Origin of the sequence: Amycolatopsis alba DSM 44262 (assembly GCF_000384215.1) — a bacterium.
GTDB classification, from domain to species: domain Bacteria; phylum Actinomycetota; class Actinomycetes; order Mycobacteriales; family Pseudonocardiaceae; genus Amycolatopsis; species Amycolatopsis alba.
Genome location: NZ_KB913032.1, coordinates 3657848 through 3676280, shown reverse-complemented (window position 1 = coordinate 3676280; position 18433 = coordinate 3657848). Strand labels below are relative to the sequence as shown.

The following is an 18433-nucleotide window of genomic DNA, read 5'->3' as shown; positions in this document are numbered from 1 at the left end:
GAAAGGGAACCCGAAATGAAGGAGAACTACCCCATGCAATCCTGGGCAAAGCGCGGACTCCAGACCGCGTTGGTCACGGGTGGGTTGTTGATGCTGGGCACCGGCATCGCGTCGGCTGACGAACAGGTCAACCCCGACACCCCTGCCTCCCCGCTCGACGCGAACGTCACCGTTCCCATCGAGATCGACAACAACGCCGTCGGCACGCCCCTCGGCCAGCTCGACGTCCCCGGCTACAAGGGTGAGGTCAGCACCAAGGCCGTCACCAAGCCGGTTTCCGACGCGATCGATGGCGTCACCTCCCCCGGTGGCAGCCACGACGGCATCGGCGGAGGGCTTCCCAAGCTCTCCGACAAGGGCGCCGTCCCCGCACCGCTGGCCGCCAAGGACTCGTCCCGTCAGGTCAGCGGTGGGCTGACCAGTGGTGGGTTCACCACCACGGACGACATCCTCAAGGGCAACAAGGTCGTCGGCGACGTCGTCGTCCCGATCCAGATCGTCGACAACGCCATCGGCGTGATCGGCGACGCCGAGGTCGAGGGCGGCAGCCACGACCAGACCTGGTCGCACAACCAGGACGTCGAGACGACCGGTGCGGACTCCAGCCTCGCCGGCAACGTCGTGTCCCTCGACTGGGCGCTGCCCGTGCAGATCGCCGGCAACGCCGGTGGGCTCGCCGGTGGCACCGGCCGCGTGGTCGGCGGTTCCGCCAGCCAGAGCACCACCGAGACCGGCAACGTCACCACCGACGGCGAGGGCTCCGCCCTTTCCGGCAACGTGCTGGCCGGTCAGTTCGCCACCCCGGTCCAGGTCACCGGCAACGCCGCGTCCTGGATCATCGGCAACGCCAACAGCTCCGGCTACGAGGCCGAGACCGACGCCACCTCCGGCGGCTGGGTCCAGACCGACGGTGACGACAGCGCCCTCGGCGGCAACGTCGGCGCGGTGCCGATCGCCCTCCCGGTGAAGGTGAACGACAACGCGGCGGCCGCGCACGGTTCGCTCGCGAACTCGAACAGCAGCTCCTCGGCGGACGCGCAGGCCGGCGACACCACGCCCGGCTGGGCCAACGTCCCGAGCTACGTGCAGACCTCCGGCGAGGACTCGGCCGTCGCGGGCAACGCGATCGTGCCGCAGACCGCGGACGTCGCGAACGTCGGCGGCGTGGCCGCCAGCTGGGTCGGCCTGGCCAACACCGGCAAGGACGGCGGCACCAGCCAGTCCAGCGTCGTCGACGCCGGTGGCTTCGTCAGCTCCGAGGGCGAAGGCTCCGCGGGCGGCGGCAACATCGTCGACCCGGCCGTCGCGGCCCCGGTCGAGGTGACCTGCATCGCGGGCACCTACATCGGCAACGTGTCCTCCACCTCGTGCGAGAACACCGTCGACGCGAACGCCGGCAACGGCAGCCACACCACGGGTGACGACTCCACCCTCGCGGGCAACGTCGTCAACACCCAGGCCGCGCTGGCCCCCGAGGTCTACGGCGTCGGTGGCTCGCACATCGGACAGGCCGTCGCCGACGCGACCGAGACCAAGACCGTGACCGCCGGCGGCTACGACGGCACCACGGGCAACGACTCGTCCGGCTCGGGCAACATCGTGCAGGTCCCGGCCGCGGTTCCGGCCGAGGTCTTCGGCGTTGGCGGCTCGTTCATCGGCCAGGGCTCCGGCTCGGCCGACGAGACCAAGGTCGTCTCCGGTGGCGGCGGCGGGAACACCGCCGACGACAACGGCTTCCTCAGCTCCAACCTGGGCACCGTGCCGGTTTCGCTGCCGGTGCAGGCCTTCGGGATCGGTGGCGCGTTCATCGGTCAGGGCCACGGTGGCGCGGACGGCGACACCACCTCGAACGCGGGCGGCGACGTCCACGCGACCGGTGACAACGGCGCCGGCTCGGGCAACCTGGTCTACGGCCCGGTCTCCCTGCCGGTCCAGGCGCACAACTTCGCCGCGGTGCTCGGCGGAATCACGTCGGGCAAGGGCACGAACCTGACCGACTCGTCGGCCGGTGGCGACGCCACCGCCAACGGTGACGAAGGCGCGCTGGCGGGCAACATCGTCCAGACGCCGGTCGGCGGCGCGGTCCCGGTGACCGGCCACGGCATCGCCGGTGCGGGCATCGCCAAGGGCTCCAGCGTCAGCGACGTCGTCTCGGCGGCAGGCGGCGACGCCACCACCACCGGTGACAACGGCGCGGTCGCGGGCAACATCATCGGCGCGCAGGCGCTGCCGACGGTTCCGGTCACGCACGACGCGATCGCGGCCGCGGGCATCGCCACCGCCGAAGGCTCCGACACCGTCGACGCCGCTTCGGGCGGGAACGTCGAGACCTCGGGTCTCGAAGGATCGCTCTCGGGCAACATCCTCGACATCCCGGCCGCGGCCGACCCCGAGGTGTTCGGCGACGCCATCGCGGCGGCCGGTGGCGTGTCCGAGACCGACGCGGACAGCATGATCACCGGCCAGGCCGGTGGCGACAGCATCACCGACGGCAGCGGAGAGGCCCTCTCGGGCTTCAACCTCCACCACCCGCTCACCTTCGTGATCCCGGTGAACGAGCTCGAGGTCCCGGTGCTGGCCATCGCGGACGAAAACTCGACCGACAACACCGAGATCAACGACGAGGAGTACACCCGCGCCTTCACCGACTCGGTGGGCTCGGAGATGCCGATCGACGCGCTGCCCACCCTGCCCTTCGGCGCCCCGGCGCTGAACGGTGCCGGTGCGCTGCCGTCCACCCCGGCGATCGGTGGCGCCCGCGCCGACGGTCCCCAGCTGGGTGGCCTGCAGGCCGGTCTGTCCTCCCTGAAGGGGCTGACGGCTCTCCCGACCCAGATGCCGAAGGCGGACCTGCCCGAGCTGCCCGGCACCTCGGCCCTGTCCGGTGTCCCGGCCCTGCCGAAGACCCCGGCTCTGCCCGGTGACGACGCTCGTGCGGACGCCCCGAAGGTCGCGCAGCTGCCGACCCTCCCGGCGCTGAACGGCCTGCCCACCCCCGGCAAGCTGCCGGTGCAGCTCCCCACGGCCGGCGCTCTGCCGACCGCGGGCGCCCTGCCGGTGGCCCTCCCGACGGCCGGCGCTCTGCCGACCGCAGGCTCGCTGCCGGTGCAGCTGCCCACCGCGGGCACCCTGCCCGCCGTGAACAGCACCCCGGCGATGCCGACCGCGCAGGTCCCGGCTCTGGCGAACGCCGACTCGTCGCCGCTGAGCATGTTCCAGCGTTTCATCGGCACCCTGACCGGCAAGAAGTTCCACACCATGTGAACCTGCCAGTCGGCTAGCGCCACTGAATGAACCGAAGCGGGCCTGGGAGTCACTCCCAGGCCCGCTTTGCTTTGTCCTTCTCAAGGTGTCGGGAAGCGTTGCGAAAGCCACTTTCGCAACGCTGAAGGTTGCGAAAGTGGCTTTCGCAACGCCGGGTCCTCGTCGGTACCCAGGCCCAACGGACTCCCGCGGCACTCGAAGCGGGGCGTGCGGGCGAAAGCGCCCTTCGCCTCGTCAGATGCGGAGAAAGTCCCCTTCAGCCCCCGGACCGCCTGGGGTGAACAGGGCGTCCTGGGCCGCGCCCATCGCGGTCAGCACCGCGCCCTCCAGTACCGCGCTCCCGCCGACGGTCCCCGCCCGCACTTCGGTCCGCAGCGGCGAGATCTCCGCGAGCCGACGGCTGACCCTCGCCGCGAACCCGTCGCCTCCGGCGCGGCCGACTTCGCCGCCGAGCACGACACAGCCGGGGTCCAGCACCGCGGTGACCGCGGCCGCGCCGATCGCGATCCGTTCCGCGACGATCTCCAGGAACTCCTCGGCGTCCGCGTCGATCGCGTACCCGATGGCTGCCGCGGCCGCTTCCGCGTTGTCGGCCGTCGATGCGGGAACGCCGTGCGCGCGGGCGAGTTCGCAGATCGCGGCGCTGCCCGCCAAGGTGTGGAAGCCGCCGTCGCAGTCGGTCGCCGTCGGGAGCCTGCCGGGGCCCAGCATCGGCAGGAAGCCGATCTCACCAGCGCCGCCCGACGCGCCCCGCCGCAGCGAACCGTCGAGGACGACGGCCGCGCCGACACCGAATCCGAGCCACAGCAGGACGAAGGTGTCCCGGTCGCGGGCGGCGCCGAGCCGCTGTTCGGCGGCGGCCGCGAGGTTGACCTCGTTTTCCAGCAGGACCGGGACGCCCAGCCGCCGCCGGAGTTCGTCGACGAGTTTCCCGTGCCACGCGGGCAGTCCGCCGGCGGGCCGCAGTCCGCCGGTCGCCGGGTCGACCAGGCCGGGAGCACCGACGGCGATCGTGTGCAGCGCGGTCGCGCCCGCTTCGGCGGTGGTGGCCTCCAGCAAGGTGATCGCGCGCTCGACGGCCACGTCGGTGTCGACGTCGAGGGCGAACGGCAGCGAAGCCTCCGCCCGCGTCTTCCCCAGCAGGTCCGCGACCGAAACGGCCATGCCGTGGGTGCGGACGTCGAGGCCCGCGAGGTACGCGCGTCCGGCGACGATGCCGTACAGCTTCGCGTTCGGACCGCGGCGTTCCGCGCCCGCTTCGCCGACGACCTCGATCAGCCCGGCGTCCCCCAGTCGTTCGACGAGGTCGGCGACGGTCGGCCGGGACAGCCCGGTCAACGTCTTGAGCTGGGTGGCCGTCAGCGGGCCCTCGCGCTGGAGCAGGTCGAGGGCGAGACGGTCGTTGATGGCCCGCGCGGTACTCGGGGAGGCGGACGGCATCCGGATGACACTCACCGATCGATCCTCCCAGAATTAATTATCAGGTTCCCTTCCTGATAGTTTACGCTGACGCCGTCGAGTCGTCTCATGGACCTTGGGGGCCCAGTGACCAACACAGTGGAAACCGTCGGCGGGCCGACGCGGCGGGTGCGGCAGGCGCGGGTCGCCATCGCCGCCGTCTTCGCCGTGCACGGCGCGGTGACCGGCAGTTTCGCCACCCGGATCCCGTGGATCCAGGAACACGCGGGGATCAGCGCGGGCCAGCTCGGTCTCGCGCTCGCCTTCCCCGCCATCGGTGCTTCGCTGACCATGCCGCTCGCCGCGCGGATCGGGCACCGGCTCGGCGGCAGGCTGGGGCTCCGGTTGCTGCTGGCGTACTGGACGCTGGCGCTGATCCTCCCGTCCCTGGCGGGAAACCTCGTCACCCTGTGCGTCGCGTTGTTCTTCATGGGCACCGCGGCGGGCACCTCGGACGTGCTGATGAACGCCCTCGGCGTCGACGTCGAGGAGCGGATGGGCAAGTCGGTCATGTCCGGGCTGCACGGAATGTGGACCACGGGCGCGCTCGTCGGTTCCGCGGCGGGCACGCTCGCCGCGCATGCCGCGTTGGACGCCCGTATCCACTTCGCGATCGCGTCCGCCGTGCTCACCGTCGCCGGAGCGTTCCTCTGCCAGGGCGTGTTCGACGTCCGCAGCGCGCCCGACGAGCATCCGCCGCCGAGGTTCGCGCTGCCGCCGAAGTCGGCCGTGATCATCGGTGCCGTCGCGTTCTGCGCCGTCTTCGCCGAGGGGGCGAGCCTCGACTGGTCCGCCGTCTACCTGCGCGACGTCCTCGGCACCTCGCCGGGTATCGCGGCGGCGTCGACCACCGCGTTCACCTGCACGATGGCGGTGGCCCGCCTCTCGGGTGACGCGCTGGTGCGGCGGTTCGGCGCGGTCAAGACCGTCCGGACGGGTGGCGCCTTCGCGACGGCCGGTGGGCTGCTGGTCGTTTTCGCCGCTCATCCGGTGATGGCGATGGCCGGGTTCGCGCTGATCGGGCTCGGCGTCTCCGTGGTCGTGCCGCTCGCCTTCGCGGCGGCCGGACGCAGCGGGCCGACGCCGAGCCAGTCGATCGCGGGCGTCGCGACCATCACCTATTCGTCGGGTCTCGTCGCGCCGTCACTGATCGGCGGGATCGCCGACGCGACGTCGCTGACGGTGTCCTTCGGCGTGGTCACGCTGCTGGCGCTCGGTTTGGTGGCGGGCGCGGGGGTCCTTCGCTCTCGCTAGTCGAACTGGAGGGAGCGTTTGGCGAGGCCGTGCCAGTAGCCGTCGATGACGGTCTCGCCTTTCCCTTCCGAAGAGCTCGCGCCGAGCGAGACGAACAGTGGTGCGAAGTGCTCGATCCTGGGGTGCGCGAGGGCCGCCGCGGGTGCCTTGTGCTGGAAGTCCAGCAACGCGTCGAGGTCGCCCTCGCGCAGGGTTTCCGCACCCCAGTGGTCGAATTCGCTCGACCACGCCGGCGGCGTCCCGTCGGTGCCGTCGGTCTGGCCCAGCGCGCTCAGGTTGTGGGTGAAGAAGCCGCTGCCGATGATCAGCACACCCTCGTCGCGCAGCGGCGCGAGCTTCCGGCCGAGGTCGAACAGCTCCCGCGGGTCCAGGGACGGCATGGACACCTGGAGTACCGGGATGTCGGCGTCCGGGTACATCTCCACGAGCGGGACGTACGCGCCGTGGTCGAGGCCGCGGTCGGGCGCGTCGTGGACCGGGGTCTGCGTCGAGCGGAGGAGTTTCCGCACCTTGTCCGCCAGTTCGGGGGCGCCGGGAGCGGCGTATTTCACCTGGTAGAAGCGATCGGGGAAGCCCCAGAAGTCGTAGACCAGCGGCATCGTGGTGGTGGCGCCGAGGGTCAGCGGCGCCTCTTCCCAGTGCGCGGAGACGACGAGGATCGCCTTCGGCTTTTCGAGGTCCGCCGACCAGCCTGCGAGCTGGCGGGTCCAGGTGGCGTCGTCGGCGAGCGGCGGCGCGCCGTGGCTGAGGTAAAGCACCGGCGTCATGTCAGCTCCAAGTGTTTGAACTTTCAACTACCAGGATAGACGACGCCGCCGGGTTCCGCCTTATTCCCGTGCGAGGTTCGCCGCCATCCGCTCCAGCACGCCGACCGTCGTCCGGTAGTCGTCATCGTTGATGCCTTCGGTCGCGCGCGAGCGGAACTCGCCGACCTTGGTCTTGAGCCGGAGGTGCGCCTTCCGGCCGGCTTCGGTCAGGCCGCCGTCGTCGATCCAGCCGCGAGCGCGCAGGTCTGCGACGACCGCCCGCACGTCCCCGAATGGCGACAAGTCCTCGCTGTCGATCGTGTTCAGTACTTGCCAATGACGACGGGTCAGTCCCTCGTCGGCGAAGACCTTCTCCATGGAAGATTCGAGGGCCTGGTGAAGGTGGGCGAACCAGAATCCGATGGGTTTCATGGATACTCCTTCATGTAGGTGGCAACTACATGTAAAAGTACATGCACTTGGTGAGGATGGGCAATGACGGACGCCGTGGCCGACGTGGAACGCGCGATGATCGCCATCCGGCGGAGCCAGGCGAGGCGGTCGCTGTCGAAACTCGCCCGCGACCGCGCCGAATCGATGCCGGACCAGGCCGTTCAGGGGCTCCTCGACGCCGTCGAAGCGGCCGGGGAAAGCGGCGAACCGGGCACCGTCACCAGTCTCGCGGCGGCGTTGACCATCGACCAGCCGCGCGCGAGCCGTCTGGTCGCGCGGGCGGTCGAGGGCGGTTTCCTTCGGCGTGAAGCCGATCAGCGCGACGGCCGCCGCGCCGTCCTCGTGCTCACCGAGATCGGTCGCGCCGAGGTGGCGCGTATGCACGAATTCCGCCGTTCGGTATTCGCCGAGGCGATGGCGGACTGGCCGGACGAAGACCGCCGCGAATTCGCCCGGCTGCTGACCTCGTTCGTCCGGAACTACGGCGCGCTCGGCGAGAAGTAGTTCACCAGGTTGCCGTCGGGGTCGCGGAACAGCAGGGACCGGTTCCCCCACGGCATCGTGGTCGGCTCCTGGACGATTTCGGCCAGGTCCGCCAGCCGTGCGTACTCCTTGTCGACGTCCTCGACGCGGAACTCGAGGATCGCGGTCCGGTTCGATTCGGGCACCGCGGCGGCACCGCCGAACAGGGTCATCGTCTCGGCGCCGCCGATCGCCAAGGTGCACGACGGGCCGACGATTTCGGCGAACCGCTCGGCGCGCCACCGCGCGGTGATACCGGTCGCCTTCTCGTAGAACCCGGTGAGGCGGGCGACGTCGCGGGTGATCACGCGGACGGAAACGAACTGCATGACGGGTCCTTTCGGGGCCGGAAAGCGGAACACCGGCCACGCTAGGAGCAATACCGGGCAGAATCCGCCCGGTATTCTCGGGCTGTGACCCGGCCCATCGCCCGCGTGCTCGCGTTGCTGGAGATCCTCCAGCGCGGCGGGACACGCACCGTCGCCGAGCTCGCGGGACGGCTCGACGTCGACGAACGCACCGTCCGCCGCTACGTCGAACACCTCCTCGACCTGGACATCCCGGTCCGTTCGGTGCGCGGCCGGTACGGCGGGTACCGGCTGGCCCCCGGCTACCGGATGCCGCCGCTGATGCTCACCGACGAGGAGGCCTTGGCGGTTCTGCTCGGCCTGGTCGCGGGACGGCGAGCCGGGCTGATCACCACGTCGGTCTCGGCCGCCGAGAGCGCGGTCGCGAAAGTCCGCCGAGTGCTTCCGGAAGCACTCGGCCGACGGCTGGACGCGCTGCTGGAGACCGCCGAGTTCACCTCATCCGCCCGGCAAGCCCTCTCGGCCGAGGCCGAGGTGCTGCTCACCGTCGCGGAAGCCGCGCGGGACCGGCACCCGGTCGAGCTCGCATACCTCGCCGGACACGGCGGTGCCAGCGAACGCGTGGTTCATCCGTACGGCGTCGTCGCGCACTCCGGACGCTGGTACCTGACCGGTTTCGACTCGGCCAGCGGCGAGGTGCGCACCTTCCGCGTCGACCGGATCACCTCGGCCGAGGCGCGGGCCGGGACCTTCGAGCCGCCCGACGGCTTCGACCCGGCCGGACGAGTGCTGACCGCGCTGGCCGAGACGCCGCACCGGCACGACGTCTCCGTGCGGATCGACGCGACGCCCGAGGAGGTCCGCGCGGTCTTCCCGCCGTCCGTGGCCGTCCTGGAAGCGGACGGCGACGGGGTGCGTGCCCGGATCAGGGCCCAGCGGCTGGACTGGATCCCGCCGCTGCTCGCCGCGCTCGACCGGCCGTTCGTCATCGAGCGCCCCGGCGAGCTTCGCGACCTGGTCAGCGCGCTGGCAGACCGGCTGGCCGCGCGGGCGCGGGCAGGGTGAGCGCCGAATGGGCCGGTTTTTCCGCGTCCTCGGGCAGCGCCGAAAGCCCGCGCAACACGGTGTTGCGCTGCTCCAGGGCTTCGGGCGTGTCGGGGAACATGGTGGAGCCCCCTGCGGTGACCAGTGCCTGGTTCAGCTCGACGTACTCCCGGATGTTCCGTTCGTAAGCGTCGAACGCCGCCGTGTGGTCGGGCGTCATGGCCAGCTCGCGGGCCAGCATGTAGGCGCCGACCAGGGCAAGGCTCGAACCCTGCCCGGTGAGGAACGACGGCGCGTGCGCGGCGTCGCCCGCCAGCACGACCCGCCCGCTGGACCAGCGCGGCATGCGGATCTGGCTGACGACGTCGAAGAAGAGGTCGTCGGCGGTGCGCATGGTGTCGACCATGAGCGGGATGTTCCAGCCGTCCCCGGCGAAGACCGAGGCGATCAGGTCACGCTGCGCGGCGGGGTCCCGGAAGGCGTCGAAGGGCGGCTCGGGGCGGACGAAGTTCAGGAAGCCGTGCACCGTGTCGCCGTCGCCGACGGCGTAGAGCGCCGCCGCCCGCCCTGGCGTGTTCCAGAGGATGCCCTCGTGTGAAAGCCCGAAGTCGTTTCGCATGGTGAAGCCCGCGAAGCAGTAGCCGATGTAGTGGTGGAACTGCTCCTCGGGACCGAAGACCAGCGCGCGGGTGTTCGAGTGCAGGCCGTCGGCGCCAACGACGAGGTCGAAGCTGCGCTCGGTCCCGCCGCGGAAGCGCACGTCCACGCGGTCGGCGTGCTGGTCGAGGCTCGCGATGGAGTCGTCGAAGAGGAATTCGACGTCGTCGCGGATCGTGTCGTAGAGGATCGAAGTGAGGTCGCCGCGGGGTACTTCCAGATCGCGGGTCGCGACTCCGCCGTTGATCGCGTCGGGCCGGAGCGAGGTGATCCGCTCGCCGTCGGCGTCGAGGAAGGTGAGTCTCTGCGTGTTGATGTGGGCGGCCCGGAGCTGGGGAAGGACACCCATCTGCCGGACGGCTTCCACGGCGGTGCCGCGAATGTCGATGGGATAGCCGCCGCCGCGGACCGCGTCCGACTTCTCGACGACGGTGACGTCGAAGCCGTACCGGTGCAGCCAGTAGGCGAGGGCCGGGCCCGCGATGCTGGCGCCGGAGATCAGGACGGTGCTCATGAGTTCTCCTTGGATAGGTAACTTAGGTATCCTTATGGGCTCAGAGCAACCATATACCTAACTTAGGTATCTTTATGAGGTGTGATGGAAGACACAGGCTCTCCGGAGCTCGACCTGATGGCGGTACTCCCCCGCCTCACGCAGCTCGGCACCGTGCTCAACCGCAGCCGGCTGGTCGAACGGGCGATGGAGCGGGCCGAGATCTCCCTCGACCGGCCCGCGATGACGGTGCTGGTCACGCTGCACATGGCCGACCGGCCGTTGCGGGTCGGGGAGATCGCCGAACGGATGAAGGTCGTCGGGCCGCATGTCACCCGGCATCTCAACGGGCTGGAAAAGCAAGGGCTGGTCGTCCGGGTCGCGGACCCGGACGACCAGCGAGCGCGCCTGATCGAGCTGACGACGGCGGGGAAGGAGATCCCCGACCGGTACCTGCGGACCATCCTCGGCTGGTTCGGCGACGCGATGACCGACTGGTCGGCGGAAGACCGCAAGACCTTCGGCAGCCTTCTCGACCGCTTCGTCGACGACCTCACCGCCAAACTGGCGCATCTCGACGACGAGTAGCCGGGCTCACTTACCGCAGAACACCTTCTTGACCAGCTTGGTCAGCATCGCCGGGTAGGACGGCACCGGGTCGTTGTCGGGGTCGCCCGTGGTGATCGACGCGGTGAGCGTCTTGCTGCCGTCGGGCGTGCTGTACATCATCGCCCCGTAGCCGTTGTTGCTGCCGTTGTGGTTGAGGACGATGCCGCAGCCCGTGCCCAAGTCCTGCGAGAACTGCCCAAGACCGTAGAAGCCGTAGAGGCTTTCGCTGCCGGGGTGCGTCTTGCGCATCTCGGTCATCAGCCAGGCGGGGAGCAGCTTGCCGCTCTGCAATGCGGAGAAGTAGGTCTGGAGATCCTTCGTCGTCGAGATCATGTCCCCGGCGCTGGAGATCCAGGACGGGTTCTGGTGGGTGACGTCGATCGTCTTCTTCTGACCGGCGTCTTCGTACTGGTAGTAGGCGTGGGCGTACGGCTTGGGCATCCCCGGCCAGGCACCCGGCGACAGCGTGTCGCGCAGCTTGAGCGGGCGCAGGATCCGCCGGTCCAGCTCGTCGGCGAAGGGACGGCCGGTGAGCTTCTCGACCAGCAGCCTGGCCACCACGTAGTTGGTGTTGGAGTAGCTCCAGCTCGTCCCCGGCTCGAAAACCAGGGGCTTGGACACCGCGAGCCGAACCAGTTCCTCTGGCTGGTAGGTGTGGAACCGCAGGTCCACCCATTCCTTGCCCGCCCAGGGGATCCCCGGCGTGACCGTGCCGTCCGGGTTGTACTGGCCGGTGTGGTTGAACAGCCCGCTGGTGTGCTGCAGCATCATCCGCACGGTGATCCGCGGGTCCAGCCCGAACTGCGGCAGGACTCTCGCCACCGGGGTGTCGAGCCCGATCCTGCCCTCGGCCACCAGCTGCAGCACCAGGGTCGCGGTGAAGTTCTTCGACGTGCTGCCGACGCGGAAGTGACCGTCGGTCGGCGGTTTCGCGGTCCCGCCCAGCTCGCGCACCCCGGCGCTGCCGGTCCATTCGCCCCGCGCGTCGCGGACGCGCAGCTGCATCCCGCCGAACCCGGCGTCGACGAACTCCTGGAGGGACTGTCGCAATTCCGGTCGGTCCTGCCCGGCGGAGGCGGTCGGCACGGCGACGCCCGTCAGCAGTGCGGCCGCCACCGCCATGACGCCCACGCGCCGGAAGATCTTCGCTGTCTTGGTCATGGCGACCACGTTCTCGGTCCGCGCTGACACGGGACGGTCACGGCGCTGACATGGGAGCCTCGATCATGGACGAAGTCAGGTTCGAGCCGGGTTTGATACGCGCGTTGCTGCGGGAACAGCATCCGGATCTGGCGGAGCTGGAACTCCGCGAGGTCGAAGGCGGCTGGGACAACCAGCAATGGCGGCTCGGGCCGGAGCTGGCCGTACGCCTGCCGCGCACCGAACGCGCCCCGTCGCTGCTGCGCGCCGAGCAGAAATGGCTGCCCGTGCTGGCCGGTCGCCTGCCGCTGCCGACACCGGTCCCGGTGCGCGTCGGCGAACCGTCAGCGCTGTTCGAGTACACGTGGACGATCACGCGCTGGGTCGACGGCGAACCGGCGGACCGCGTGCCGATCACTCGCGCCGACGCCGCCGGGACGCTCGCGGGTTTCCTCGGTGCGCTGCACCGGCCTGCCCCCGCGGACGCGCCGGTCAGCGCGACACGAGGTCTCGCCCTCGCTTCACTGCGGGACGGATTCAGCAGTTCGTTGGCGGCGGTCGCCGACGAGGTGGATGGCGATCACGCCAAGGAGATCTGGGAGAAGGCCGTCGCGGCGCCCGCGTGGGACGGGGCGCCGATCTGGCTGCACGGCGACCTGCATCCCGCGAACGTGATCGTGCGGGAAGGGACGCTTTCCGGCGTGATCGACTTCGGCGACATGTGCTCGGGCGACCCCGCGACGGACCTGTCCGCAGCCTGGATCTTGCTGCCCGAGGGCGCGGCAGGCCGGTTCTTCGACGCCTACGAGGTCGCGGACGACGCGACCGTCACGCGGGCCCGCGGCTGGGCCGTCCTGCGCGCGCTGAACCTGATCGCCATCGGGCGCAACGGCAGACTCGGCCGCACTGGGGGCAAACCGACCTGGGAACCGGCCGGCCGGGCCGCGCTCGGACGCGCGTCAGCCTGAGACGCGGGCCTCGATGCCGTCGAGCAGGCAGTCGAGCCCGATCCGGAAGGTCTCGTCCGCGTCGAGGTGGACGGCGTCGCGCACCACCGTGGCCAGTGCCGGAAACTCGCCGGAGGCGAAGGCCCGTGTCAGATAAGGCCCGAATTCGGCCTGCCAGCGCTTCTCGTCCATCCCGGTGGCCCGCTCCGCCCGGCGTTCGGCGATCTCCCGCCGCACCGCGCCGATCGTGTACGCGTTGACCGCGGCGACCACCGGCATGATCGCGTCGACGCCGAGGTCGGTCAGCTCGGACAGCACGGCTTCCGAACTGGCCATGGTCTGAGGTCCGAGCCGCGGACGGCCGCCCAGGAGGTCGGCGAGCCATTCGTGCTGCTGAACGGTGCGCCGCATGGCTTCGGCGAAAGACCGCAGGGTTTCCCGCCAGCCGTCTCCGGAAGGCCGGATCTCGGCGTGGGCGGCGTCGACCATCAGGTCGAGCAGCTCCTCCTTGCTGTCGATGTAGCCGTACAGCCGCATCGGGCCGACGTCCAGCGCGGTCGCGATCTTGCGCAGCGACACCGCGTCCAGGCCGTCGGCGTCGGCCAGCCGGATCGCCGTCCGCACGATCTTCTCCCGGCTCAACGGGGCCAGGGCCGGTCGATTCGGCGGCTCCGGCCTTTCCCACACCAACATGCCGAAGACAATACAACGCATCGTCCGATACAGTGTATTGACCAATACGGTGTATCGAAGGAGCGCGACCATGACCATCGCCATCATCGGAGCGGGCCTCGGCGGACTGGCTCTCGCCAGGGTTCTGCACGTCAACGGCATCGAGTCCGTCGTCTACGAACGTGAGTCCTCGCGCGACGCCCGTGGCCAGGGCGGCATGCTCGACATCCATTCCGGCCAGCAGGCGCTGCGCGAGGCGGGACTGATCGACGGGTTCCACGAAATCGCCCGAGGTGAAGGGCAGGACATGAAGCTTCTGGAGCCCGACGGCACCCTGCTGCTGCAGGAGGACACGCCCGAGGACGCCCCGCTCCTGCGGCCCGAAGTCGACCGCGCCGACCTGCGTGACCTGCTGCTGGACTCCCTCCCCGAGGACACGGTGCGCTGGGGGCGCGCGTACGAGTCCGCGGAAAACGGCGTGGTGTCCTTCGCCGACGGCAGCAGCGCGGCCTATGACCTGCTGGTCGGTGCCGACGGGGCGAACTCGCGGGTCCGCGCGCTGCTCACCGACGCCCGCCCGGCGCATCTCGGGCAGAACTACGTCGAGATCGGCATCCCCGACATCGACCGCACGCACCCCGACCTGGCGGCGATGGTCGGCCGAGGCACCTACTGGGTCCTCGGCGACGGATTGGCCCTGGCGGCGCAGCGCAACGGCGACGGCCGCGTCCGCATCGGCGTCAGCTTCCACAACACCCCTGAGGACTGGTTCGAAACCAGCGGGATCCCGTTCGACGACCCGGCCGCCGCCCGTGCGCGGCTGATCGAGCTGCTCCCCGGCTGGGACGCGCGGATCCTCGCGCTGATCGAGGCCTGCGACGACACGGTCGTGCCGCGGTCGGTCAGCACGCTCCCGATCGGCCTGACCTGGCCGTCGGCGCCGGATGTCACGCTGCTCGGCGACGCCGCGCACCTGATGCCGCCGACCGGCGAAGGTGCCAACATGGCACTGCTCGACGGTGCCCGGCTCGGCCTCGACCTGGCCGCGCGTCCGGACGACTTCCCCGCCGCCGCCGTCAAGGACTACGAACGCGAGATGTTCGAACGCACCGGCGCCGCCGCGCGGATGTCCGAGCGGGTCCAGAAACTCCTGACGGCGCCGGACGCCGCCCGGAAGATGCTCGCGTTCTTCCAGCCGGACTGAGGCCGCTCACCCGGTCAGGCAGTGCTGCACGAGCGGACCGAACGAGGCCACCAATTCGTCGACGGACGCCGAAGCGATCGGCTCGACGCGCACGATGTACCGCGCCACCGCGAGCCCCAGGATCTGGACGTTGACCATGCCTGCCCGCAGCGCGGCGTCCGGCGTGCCGAGCAGGGCGGCGACCCGGTCGGTGATCTCCCGGTCGATGAACTCGCGCAGCAGTGCTTCGGACTTCGGGTCGGTGGGCGCAGACCTGGTCAGCATGACCAGCGGGGTGCGATCGGATTTGTCGAGGTTCTCCACCAGCGTCCGGACGACGCGCTCGCCGAGGCTGTCGAGGTCGCCGTCGAAAAGCGACTCGATGGCGGGCGGGACGTCTTCCGACAGGTCGATCACCGCGCTGAACAGGCCCTGTTTGGTGCCGAAGAAGTAGAACACCATCGCCGGATCGACTCCCGCGGCGGTGGCGATCGCGCGCACGGTCGTGCCGCTGTAACCGTTCCGGTCGAACAGTTCGCGGGCGACCTGGAGGACCCGCTGCTTGCTCTCCGCGCCGGACCGCCACCGGCCCGGACGACGGTGTTCGTCGTGCTCTGTCATGGCCGCCGAAGCCTAACACTCATTCTTCATCGCCTGATGGAGTTTTCCCGTACCGTGTTCTTCATCAGGCGATGAAGAATGAGGTGAGGCCGATGGGGTTCGGCATGCTGACGCAGAAGTCGTTGTCGTTGTTCGGCGCCGTCGGAGGCTGGCGCACGGTCGCCGAGGGCGTCGCGTCGCGAGCGCTGTTCCTCGTCGCGTACCTGGTGAGCGGGCAGGTGCTGACATCCGCGCTGATCGCCGTCGGCGGCGTGTTCGTGTTCGCCGTCGTGCGGCTGTGCACCGACCGCAAGGTCTGGCAGCCGTCGATCGGGTTGATCGTGATCGGGGTGTCCGCGCTGCTCGCCGGGAGTTCCGGGCAGGCCGTCGACTTCTACCTCACCGTGGTCCTCGCGCAGACCGGCGGCGGCGCGCTGTTCCTGCTGTCCATGCTGGTGCGCCGTCCGGTCGTCGGGGTGGTGATGGGCACGGTCCGCGGTGAACGTTCCGGCTGGCAGTGCGATCGCCCGCGGCGGCGACGCTACTACCTGTGCACGGCGGTCTTCCTGGCGAAGTTCGTCATCGCCGCGGCGGTACTGGTGCCGCTGTACCTGAACGGGCTGGTGGTCCCGCTCGGCATCGCCGCCACCCTGCTCGGCGGGGCGCCCGCGGCGGGCGTCTGCGTCTACCTGTGCCGGCGGATCCTGCGCGAACGAGCCGTGACGGCGTAGGCTATGAACGAAAAACCATTTTGTTCATACGTGCACAGGAGTGGGTATGCCGACCCCGTTCAGCGCGGAGGACCGCGCCCGGATCACCGAGCGGCTGCTCGACGCCGGACGTGACCTGTTCGCCGCCCAAGGCCTGCGCAAGACCTCCCTGGACGATCTCGCCGCCCCGGCCGGGATCGCGAAAAGCAGCTTCTACGCCTTCTTCGACTCCAAGGAAGCGCTGTACCTGGAGCTGATGCTGCGGCAAGCCCCTCGGCTGCACGAGCACCTGGCCGAGGTGCTGGACAAGGCCGAAAACGCGCGCGGCGCCCTCGGCGGTTTCCTGCGCGCCACCGTGCGGATGCTGGACGAGAACCCGCTCTATCGACGACTCGTCACCCATCCCGAAGAGATGCGGGCGGTGGCCCGGCGCATGGGGCCGGACGAGATGGCCAGGGCGGAGCGGATGCTGCCGCTGCCAGGGTTCCTGGAGGCGGCCAGGGGCAAGGGCGAGCTCGTCGAGGCCGACGACGACGAGCTGATCGGGGTGCTCCAGGCCGTACTGCTGCTGCCCATGCACCGTGAGGACATCGGCGAGCAGCGCTATCCCGCCGTACTCGACAGGCTCGTCGACATCGTCGCGGCCGGGCTGACCAAGGAGTGACCTTGCGCGAAGGAGTGCTGGCCGGAGGCGCCGCCTACCTCGAGTTCGGAACGGGCCGCCCGCTCGTGGTCTTCCGCACGGTGCTACCGGACTCGGCCAACCCCACCGGCGCCGCCCGATGGGCGGAAGCACGCTCTCTCAAGCCGCTGGCAGCGCACTTCACCGTGCTGACGGTCGGCCGCCGCCCCGGTCTCGAACCCGGCGTCACCATGGCCGATCTCGCCGCCCACCACGCCGAGGAGCTCCGGGCCCGGTTCGACGGCCCGGTGGACGTGCTCGGCCTGTCCACGGCCGGTTGCCTCGCGCTGCAGTTCGCCGCCGACCACCCCGGCCTGGTGCGACGGCTGGTGGTCGGCGCCGCGGGCGTCCGCCTCGGACCGGACGGCCGCCGCGTCCAGCATGAGTACACGGACCTGCTGGCCGCCGGGCGATACCGCGCCGCGGCCATGGCACTGGCGCCCACGGTCGCGGACTCCCGGCTCGGCCGGGCCTTGATGGCCGGTGTCCTGGGGCTGACCGCCGGCCGCCCGGCGGACCCGAACGGCATGGTGGCCATGCTGCGGGCCGAGGACACCTTCGACATCGAAGACCGCCTGGGCGAGATCGCCGCGCCGACGTTGGTGCTCGCCGGGGCGCGGGACGCGCTCTATCCGCCCGAGCTCGCCGAACGAGTCGCGGGCGGAGTCCGCCACGGCGAACTCAAGGTCTACGAGGGACGGCGGCACCACACCGTGATGACCGATCGCCGCTTCGGCAAGGACGTCATCGACTTCCTTTTGAGGAACGATCGTTCTTGACTGATCGTTCCTCAAAAGTCTATCGTCATGACATGGGCAGGCGAAGGGCGTTCGACGAGGACGAGGTGGTGCGTGCCGCCGTGGGGTTGTTCGGTGGCCGCGCGTACGACGGGGTGTCCATCGACGACCTCGTCGTCCACCTCGGCGTGCACCGCAACAGCCTGTACAAGACGTTCGGCAGCAAGCGCGGCCTCTACCTGGTCGCCCTGCGCCGCCACCTCGCCGACGACGTCCGTCCCTTGACCGAAGCGCTCGCAGCGGCGACGGATGCCGCGACCGCGCTGCGGCTCGTCACCTCGGCCGACCTCGGTCTGCTGCTGCTCGCGGCGGTCGAACGGGCACCGGCCGACGAAGAGGTGGCGGCCGAGGTGGCCGCGGCGCTGGCCGCCGTCGACCAGGCGATCGCCGACGCGCTCGGCATCCCCACCGCCCTGGCCGCCGCCCTCACGGCCGCCGCACTGGGCATCCTCCTGCGCGACGGCCCCGACGGCGCCGCCACCGCACTGACCCGACGACTCGATCCCCTCGACTGACAAGGAAACAGACATGGCACTGGTCACCATCGACGGCAACGACCTCGTGGTCGTGATCGAGGGTCTCGACAAGCTCTGGGCCCTGAAGAGCAGCCTGACCATTCCGCTGGCCAACGTCCGCGGCGCGACCGCGGACCCCGGCATCGCCGCCGACCCCAAGGGAATCCGGGCGCCGGGTGCCCACCTGCCCGGCGTCATCACGGCGGGCACGTTCCACCTCGACGGTGAAAAGGTCTTCTGGGACGTCAAGAACCCGTCGAAGGCCGTCGTGATCGAACTCGCCGACGAGCGCTACTCCCGTCTGGTCCTCCAGGTCGACAACCCGCGCGAGACCGTCGAGCTGGTCGAGAACGCCCTGCGCTGAACGAGCAGCGCGTCA

The 18433-nt window shown here is 70.2% G+C and carries 20 protein-coding genes; 12 read left to right on the top strand and 8 right to left on the bottom strand.

Annotation, left to right across the window (positions count from 1 at the left end; translation table 11 throughout):
- Positions 1–33 precede the first annotated feature (33 nt).
- Positions 34–3264 carry a beta strand repeat-containing protein gene (locus AMYAL_RS0117450; protein WP_051137678.1) on the top strand — a complete coding sequence of 1077 codons (3231 nt, stop codon included), beginning with the start codon at positions 34–36 and terminating at the stop codon, positions 3262–3264.
- 234 nt (positions 3265–3498) lie between these two features.
- Here the strand turns inward: AMYAL_RS0117450 and AMYAL_RS0117445 are convergent, their stop codons facing one another.
- Positions 3499–4719, bottom strand: a complete 1221-nt coding sequence (locus AMYAL_RS0117445; protein WP_020632594.1) for an ROK family transcriptional regulator — start codon at positions 4717–4719, stop codon at positions 3499–3501.
- Between the two features lie 90 nt (positions 4720–4809).
- On the opposite strand from AMYAL_RS0117445, the gene AMYAL_RS0117440 reads away from it, so the two are divergent.
- Positions 4810–5976, top strand: a complete 1167-nt coding sequence (locus tag AMYAL_RS0117440) for an MFS transporter (protein WP_026467175.1) — start codon at positions 4810–4812, stop codon at positions 5974–5976.
- Here the strand turns inward: AMYAL_RS0117440 and AMYAL_RS0117435 are convergent.
- Both AMYAL_RS0117435 and AMYAL_RS0117430 read right to left on the bottom strand, forming a co-directional pair.
- Entirely contained in the window at positions 5973–6743 is a 771-nt protein-coding gene (locus AMYAL_RS0117435) for a dioxygenase family protein (RefSeq protein WP_020632592.1), read from the bottom strand. The two genes, AMYAL_RS0117440 and AMYAL_RS0117435, sit on opposite strands and share 4 nt — an antisense overlap.
- 60 nt (positions 6744–6803) lie before the next feature.
- Positions 6804–7154, bottom strand: coding sequence for a MarR family winged helix-turn-helix transcriptional regulator (locus AMYAL_RS0117430; protein ID WP_020632591.1), 351 nt, complete (start codon positions 7152–7154; stop codon positions 6804–6806).
- 63 nt (positions 7155–7217) lie between these two features.
- Between AMYAL_RS0117430 and AMYAL_RS0117425 the strand changes: the two genes are divergently transcribed.
- On the top strand, positions 7218–7679 hold the full coding sequence (locus AMYAL_RS0117425) for a MarR family winged helix-turn-helix transcriptional regulator (protein WP_020632590.1): 462 nt from the start codon (positions 7218–7220) through the stop codon (positions 7677–7679).
- On the opposite strand, the gene AMYAL_RS0117420 is transcribed toward AMYAL_RS0117425, so the two are convergent.
- Positions 7655–8026 carry a VOC family protein gene (locus AMYAL_RS0117420; protein ID WP_020632589.1) on the bottom strand — a complete coding sequence of 124 codons (372 nt, stop codon included), beginning with the start codon at positions 8024–8026 and terminating at the stop codon, positions 7655–7657. The two genes, AMYAL_RS0117425 and AMYAL_RS0117420, sit on opposite strands and share 25 nt — an antisense overlap.
- 84 nt (positions 8027–8110) lie before the next feature.
- Between AMYAL_RS0117420 and AMYAL_RS0117415 the strand changes: the two genes are divergently transcribed.
- On the top strand, positions 8111–9070 hold the full coding sequence (locus tag AMYAL_RS0117415) for a helix-turn-helix transcriptional regulator (protein ID WP_020632588.1): 960 nt from the start codon (positions 8111–8113) through the stop codon (positions 9068–9070).
- On the opposite strand, the gene AMYAL_RS0117410 is transcribed toward AMYAL_RS0117415, so the two are convergent.
- Entirely contained in the window at positions 9024–10220 is a 1197-nt protein-coding gene (locus tag AMYAL_RS0117410) for an FAD-dependent monooxygenase (protein ID WP_020632587.1), read from the bottom strand. The genes AMYAL_RS0117415 and AMYAL_RS0117410 overlap by 47 nt on opposite strands.
- Positions 10221–10304: 84 nt before the next feature.
- On the opposite strand from AMYAL_RS0117410, the gene AMYAL_RS0117405 reads away from it, so the two are divergent.
- Complete coding sequence (locus AMYAL_RS0117405; protein WP_020632586.1) at positions 10305–10787, top strand: MarR family winged helix-turn-helix transcriptional regulator; 483 nt, start codon at positions 10305–10307, stop codon at positions 10785–10787.
- A 6-nt stretch (positions 10788–10793) separates the two neighbouring features.
- Here the strand turns inward: AMYAL_RS0117405 and AMYAL_RS0117400 are convergent, their stop codons facing one another.
- Positions 10794–11969 carry a serine hydrolase domain-containing protein gene (locus AMYAL_RS0117400; RefSeq protein ID WP_020632585.1) on the bottom strand — a complete coding sequence of 392 codons (1176 nt, stop codon included), beginning with the start codon at positions 11967–11969 and terminating at the stop codon, positions 10794–10796.
- 65 nt (positions 11970–12034) lie between these two features.
- Between AMYAL_RS0117400 and AMYAL_RS0117395 the strand changes: the two genes are divergently transcribed.
- Entirely contained in the window at positions 12035–12916 is an 882-nt protein-coding gene (locus tag AMYAL_RS0117395; protein WP_026467173.1) for an aminoglycoside phosphotransferase family protein, read from the top strand.
- Here AMYAL_RS0117395 and AMYAL_RS0117390 read toward each other — a convergent pair.
- The gene (locus tag AMYAL_RS0117390; RefSeq protein ID WP_026467172.1) at positions 12908–13588 is read right to left on the bottom strand and encodes a TetR/AcrR family transcriptional regulator; all 681 of its coding nucleotides are present in this window, start codon (positions 13586–13588) and stop codon (positions 12908–12910) included. The genes AMYAL_RS0117395 and AMYAL_RS0117390 overlap by 9 nt on opposite strands.
- A gap of 70 nt (positions 13589–13658) precedes the next feature.
- On the opposite strand from AMYAL_RS0117390, the gene AMYAL_RS0117385 reads away from it, so the two are divergent.
- Positions 13659–14771 (top strand): FAD-dependent oxidoreductase, encoded by a 1113-nt coding sequence (locus tag AMYAL_RS0117385; RefSeq protein ID WP_020632582.1) that lies wholly within the window; start codon positions 13659–13661, stop codon positions 14769–14771.
- Positions 14772–14777: 6 nt separating this feature from the next.
- Here AMYAL_RS0117385 and AMYAL_RS0117380 read toward each other — a convergent pair whose 3' ends face one another.
- Positions 14778–15371, bottom strand: coding sequence for a TetR/AcrR family transcriptional regulator (locus AMYAL_RS0117380; protein WP_020632581.1), 594 nt, complete (start codon positions 15369–15371; stop codon positions 14778–14780).
- A gap of 71 nt (positions 15372–15442) precedes the next feature.
- On the opposite strand from AMYAL_RS0117380, the gene AMYAL_RS0117375 reads away from it, so the two are divergent.
- Genes AMYAL_RS0117375 through AMYAL_RS0117355 form a run of 5 tightly spaced genes read left to right on the top strand, consistent with a single transcriptional unit; the run spans position 15443 to position 18418 of the window.
- Positions 15443–16081 carry a DUF3159 domain-containing protein gene (locus AMYAL_RS0117375; RefSeq protein WP_245192937.1) on the top strand — a complete coding sequence of 213 codons (639 nt, stop codon included), beginning with the start codon at positions 15443–15445 and terminating at the stop codon, positions 16079–16081.
- 46 nt (positions 16082–16127) lie between these two features.
- Entirely contained in the window at positions 16128–16724 is a 597-nt protein-coding gene (locus AMYAL_RS0117370) for a TetR/AcrR family transcriptional regulator (protein WP_020632579.1), read from the top strand.
- On the top strand, positions 16721–17521 hold the full coding sequence (locus AMYAL_RS0117365; RefSeq protein WP_020632578.1) for an alpha/beta fold hydrolase: 801 nt from the start codon (positions 16721–16723) through the stop codon (positions 17519–17521). Before AMYAL_RS0117370 ends, AMYAL_RS0117365 begins: the two co-directional genes overlap by 4 nt.
- Positions 17522–17553: 32 nt before the next feature.
- The gene (locus AMYAL_RS0117360; protein WP_020632577.1) at positions 17554–18054 is read left to right on the top strand and encodes a TetR/AcrR family transcriptional regulator; all 501 of its coding nucleotides are present in this window, start codon (positions 17554–17556) and stop codon (positions 18052–18054) included.
- A 13-nt stretch (positions 18055–18067) separates the two neighbouring features.
- A complete protein-coding gene (locus AMYAL_RS0117355; RefSeq protein ID WP_020632576.1) occupies positions 18068–18418 on the top strand; it encodes a hypothetical protein in 351 nt (116 codons plus the stop codon).
- Positions 18419–18433 lie beyond the last annotated feature (15 nt).